General features: G+C 36.2%; 4 protein-coding genes and 1 pseudogene. 3 read left to right on the forward strand and 2 right to left on the reverse strand.

The window, feature by feature from the left end; all coding sequences use genetic code 11:
• Window positions 1–349: 349 nt before the first annotated feature.
• A complete protein-coding gene (locus U8D43_RS20755) occupies window positions 350–1207 on the reverse strand; it encodes a DegV family protein (protein WP_335873056.1) in 858 nt (285 codons plus the stop codon).
• 173 nt (window positions 1208–1380) lie between these two features.
• On the opposite strand from U8D43_RS20755, the gene U8D43_RS20760 reads away from it, so the two are divergent.
• The 3 genes and pseudogenes from U8D43_RS20760 to U8D43_RS20770 all read left to right on the forward strand — a co-directional run bounded on the left by U8D43_RS20760 (window position 1381) and on the right by U8D43_RS20770 (window position 4550).
• Entirely contained in the window at window positions 1381–2052 is a 672-nt protein-coding gene (locus U8D43_RS20760; RefSeq protein ID WP_335873057.1) for an HAD family hydrolase, read from the forward strand.
• Between the two features lie 344 nt (window positions 2053–2396).
• Window positions 2397–3713: pseudogene (locus U8D43_RS20765) on the forward strand (IS1380 family transposase).
• A gap of 618 nt (window positions 3714–4331) precedes the next feature.
• Window positions 4332–4550 (forward strand): hypothetical protein, encoded by a 219-nt coding sequence (locus tag U8D43_RS20770; RefSeq protein ID WP_335873058.1) that lies wholly within the window; start codon window positions 4332–4334, stop codon window positions 4548–4550.
• Window positions 4551–4653: 103 nt separating this feature from the next.
• On the opposite strand, the gene U8D43_RS20775 is transcribed toward U8D43_RS20770, so the two are convergent.
• The gene (locus tag U8D43_RS20775) at window positions 4654–4890 is read right to left on the reverse strand and encodes a hypothetical protein (protein ID WP_335873059.1); all 237 of its coding nucleotides are present in this window, start codon (window positions 4888–4890) and stop codon (window positions 4654–4656) included.
• Between the last annotated feature and the right edge of the window lie 169 nt (window positions 4891–5059).

Consider the following 5059-nt stretch of genomic DNA (forward strand, 5'->3'; position numbering starts at 1 on the left):
CTATGAGGTAGATATCCAAAAATCAAAACCAGCTTAAATCAAGTAATGGTGCCATAGCCAATCTTTAAAAATGGTCATTCCATTTTAGGGAGGGTGCTTTTTTGTGTCAAAATCAGCATCAAAACCCATTTTCGTATAAAAAGAGCTCTAAATAAAAAGATCGTTTCAGAGTACCTATCATATATTTTTAATCGAATTTAAAACAAGTATGAATCATTCAATCGATTATAAAATTCAATAGCTACCGGGTCTACGATTAGAGCATTTCATAAAAATCCACATTACAAAGCAGAAGCTCAGAGTCTAACTCTGAGCTTCTTTCCCCTTTTTTTGCAGGTAGATGTTCTACTCACACTTTTTCGTAATGCCAAAACAACGCAATCGTTCCTTCCCCTGCATGGACCGCTAATGACGAACTAATTTCACCAATAACAATTTCAATATTGGGTATCGTCTCTTCTATAATCCTCTTCATTTCCTGTGCTTTTCCCTCTACATTACCATGCATTATTCCTATTTGTTTCACAAGCCCTTTTTCAAGTGATTGCTTTACTACATCGACAATCATGGAAGTTGCTTTCTTCTCTGAGCGAACGCGTTCAAACAATCCTAGCTCCCCTTCCTCATTAATCGTGAGAATCGGCTTTATTTGCAGGAGATTACCTAATAAAAATTGAGCTCCAGACATTCTTCCACCTTTATAAAGTTGTTCAAGCTTACCCAATAAAATCAAATTCTTGCTTCTAGCCGCTTGATTTCTCAGTTCAGCTGCTATATCCTTCACCTCACATCCCTCTTCGACTAATTGAAGACCTTTCGTCATCAATTCGGTAATCGTATAAGATAATGAGAGCGAATCAATTACTTCCACCTCAAAACCTGCTTGATCTTTGCCAGCGATTGAACTTGAAATGGTTCCACTTAATTTATTGGAAACATGAAAAGCAATTGCTTGATCATAGTCCACTTTAAGCTTTTTATACAATTCAACGAATGTTCCAACAGAAGGTTGTGAAGTCTTTGGCACCTCCTTGCTGTTTCGAATAATATCGAATAACTCATTTGTTGATAACTCAACTCCATCCTCATACTCACGTCCCTCTGAAATCACAACCATCGGGACAACATATATATCAGGATGATTTCTCAATTCCTCGGTCAAATAAACCGTACTATCTGTTACAAAAGCAATTTTATTTTTTGTCATAAAAACCATCCTTCCCTCGAGCACATCAATACTCCTATTATACTGCGAACCATCCATAATACCAAGTATTAGTATTAGGTGCTATTTTTACTTTTTCTGAAATTTAATTCTGCCATTCATTTACAAATGGTCTATTCTATCTTATACTTACTTTAAAAATGAGGTGGTTGATTTTGGCAATCGTTACAGTTGACTTTGATGGAACTCTCTATCAAGGAAACTCCTTTAAAACAATGTTTCAAATTGGAAAAAAGCGTTTTAAGACAAAGCAATGGACTGTTGTAGCAGGTGGGTTAGTAAAAGCATCAGCCCTTGGTGTAGTAAAAGGGAAAAACACCTTTCGCCACGAGTTTTTCAAAGCATTTGCCAAAACATTCAAAGGCAAAACGAACGCTGAATTAGAGGACTTCTTCCAAGAATTGGTGAATTTCGGAAGGGACGATATCCATCATAATTTAGTTCGTAAAATTCGCGAACACCAAAAAAATGGCGATACCGTCATTTTATTATCAGGGGCCCTTCAACCTTTTCTAAAAGCCTTTACAAAAGATTTAAAATTGGACGCTCATGTAATAAGTACGGAATTATTATTTACTAAAAATGGTCATTGCAAGGGTGAACTAGGTCAGATTATTAACGGAGAAGTGAAAGTAGAAAAGTTAACGAAATGGATCAAAGAACAACAGTATGTATCCGAAGAAACCACTGAAGAAATTTGGGCTTACGCGGACAGTGAGAGTGATATTCCCTTATTGAACCATGTCACTCATCCGATTGTCGTTAACCCAAAAGAAGACATGATGAAAATTGCTGAGCAAAATAAATGGTCCATTTTTGCTTCATAAGAAAAGAGAACTTCGCAGTCAGTTTGCTATAAACACTGTCTGTTTTTTTGTTCCTTTCCCGGAATCAAGTTTTCACATACCTGTTTATTCACTGTCATTTTCAATTCCTTTCGTCCGGCAGAAAAACACCGGTTCCACATTAGCAAAAATATATAAAAAAATTACCAGAAAAATAAACAATTTTATGTTTGTCCTGAATTATTCACAGATTTATTAAAAACAGTTACAAACTCTTATTTAATAGGCTTTTACCTAGATCGTTCATGCATGAAATAAATGAAAAAAGAATCCGTTTCTGTTAGGGTATAAGTACCACCAAATAACCAACAGAAAGGATTCTTTTCATGGCTACTTTACCCCAAATATCGCTTAATTTCAACCCTCGGATTAAACTCTCTGATCAAGGAGGTTCTCTTTCCTCTGACACTGGTGAACTTCTTATAAGAGAATTTGATGAAAAAATAGGCTTCTCCAAAACATTGGCTCACCATCTAAAACTAAAGGACAATCAACGATACTATGTCCATTCGAATGAACAGTTGCTTCGTCAAAAAATGTATCAATTGATCTCAGGATATTTTCAAGATGACGCTGCTGATCACTTGACGAACGATCCTGTATTTACACAAATCATTGGTACCGATGCATTGGCTTCTCAACCTACTTTGTCTCGTTTCTTCAGACGCTTTGATGCCAAATCCATTGAACAATTAAATCAAGCCAACCAAGAACTTCTTGACAACGTTCATCGTTTCCGAGAATCCAAATCACTCCTGATTGATTTAGATTCTACTCATTCCGATACCTATGGAAATCAAGAGTCTTCAGCTTACAATGCCCACTATGGGACGATTGGTTTCCATCCATTAGTCGCTTTTGATGGGGGGACTGGCGATTTTTTGAAGGCCAAGCTACGACCAGGTAATGTCTATACTTCCAATGGGGTTGTGGAATTTATCCAACCTCTCATTGAACATTACAACGAAAAGTTCCCAGAGACGACGCCCTTTCTTCGTGGAGATAGTGGGTTTGCGGTTCCAGCTCTGTATGAATTATGTGAAAAAGAATCCGTTTACTACGTTATTCGACTCAAGTCCAATGCAAATCTACAAAAAATAGCCAATGAACTTCATCCTTCTACTAGCCCATCCAATACATCGGAGACGGAATGTTATTAGGAAGAAACGGTTTATCAGGCTGCTTCTTGGTCAAAACTTAGAAAAGTAATCATCAAATCCGTTCGTCCTAAAGGTGAATTGTTTTTCAACCATACTTTCATTGTGACCAATCTAGTAGATGCCTTCTCGCCCAAGGATATAGCCCTTACTTATCAAAAAAGAGGAACGATGGAAAACTACATCAAAGAAGCTAAAAACGGATTTGGTTTCGATAAAATGAATAGTCATTCTTTCCAAGTGAACGAAGTAAGAATGATGTTCACTCTTCTAGCTTATAACCTAACGAATTGGTTGCGAACTCTTTGTTTTCCAAATGAAAAGAAGGGAATGCAAATTGAGACCATCCGCCTACAAATCATTAAAGTCGCTAGCAAACTAGTCCAATCAGGAAGGTCACTTTATTTCAAATTATCCTCCAGTTTTGTGTACCAAGAATTCTTTTGGAACACACTTCGGCGAATTCAGAGCATTAAGTTGGAGTGATTGTTCTAGATAATCCCCTTTTTTAAAATCTTGGATTGAACCATGGGAGACGTCTGCCCAAAAATTGACCCAATCCAACCAACTTTGACCAAATTACATCAATAGTAGAGAATACAGATAAAAATTTTCAAGTCAAATAGAAAAGATGACCATTTGGGTTACCTATTTGGATTAGCGAGGAAGTATGAATAATTCAGGTTTGTCTTTAAAAGTTTCTATGTTCCATTAATAGGAGTGTTGCGGAGGGAGAAAATGGTAAATGGCCATTTGCTGATAGAGGCATTTTCTCTTTTTTTACCTCCTTATTCACATCGTTTCACACGCAAACTAACAAACATGCAAAGATAAATGTGTGCTTCTAATTTTGTCTGCACTTTTCGTTGTTAAGTACTTTGTATAAATCCAAGGATCGTTGGAATAACAGTGAAAATGACTTGAAAAACAAGGAGAAATTTCAGCATCATTTCCACTTTTAGTACTTCAATAATGAACTACTAAATTATTTCATCGTTATCTTTAGATTTTGGTCTATACCAAGCTATCTTCTTATACTTTATTATAAGGAGATACTCGCGTATTTTCAAAATACAAAACAACGACAAAGTAGGTGTGGTCAAGATGGTTGTCGTTCATTTCTTTGAAAACAAGGATGTTTTATTAACCCAGCTGCTAATTGAAGCACCATCTGAAGGTGAGGACGTAACGATTAAGGGGCGCAAAGGAAAGGTTTCAAAAGTTGAATCTATTGATGATAAAACGATCCATGTTCAAGTCTTAATAGAAAAAATCACCATAAAAAATCAATTTGTGGATCAATCAAAAAAGAAAAGAAGGTAATTCCGTAAAGGGATGGAGAGGTGTTTTTCTGTCACATTAATGATACAAATCCTCCCATTTCTCTACATTTTTTATTTGGTGACTTACAAACCGAGAATAATCATCAACATTGAGCAATCTGAATAACTTCTTGAATATCAGATTCAATATTCATATTATCTATTAATACAAATAAATGATCTGTTTCACCTTCTTTCGGATCTTTAATACCATCTTTTAGAGCATCCTCCAGTTGCAGGACTTCCTCAAAACTAGAATAAGTACTTCTAAAAATACTCGGACTACGTTGACTTTGAGTAATTCGGTGCCTAAATACATCATCCTGGAAATCAAAGTGCACTAATATGCGGACAAACTCTTTTTCAGTGAACTACACGCCACTTAACACCCTTACGGTTCGTTTGAAGTGGGTGCTTCTTGGGAAGTAGATCCTTTTTTAGCTATCTATATTTACCAAACTATGAGGGTAGTTCCTCCCCCTATGGAAGATACCATTTACATGGCTAATT

Origin of the sequence: Bacillus sp. 2205SS5-2, assembly GCF_037024155.1 — a bacterium.
Lineage (GTDB): Bacteria > Bacillota > Bacilli > Bacillales > Bacillaceae_K > Bacillus_CI.

Bases quoted from the DNA above. Each gene is read 5' to 3' on its own strand.
- U8D43_RS20755 (WP_335873056.1), bottom strand. From the start codon at position 1,207: ATGACAAAAAATAAAATTGCTTTTGTAACAGATAGTACGGTTTATTTG.
- U8D43_RS20770 (WP_335873058.1), top strand. From the start codon at position 4,332: ATGGTTGTCGTTCATTTCTTTGAAAACAAGGATGTTTTATTAACCCAG.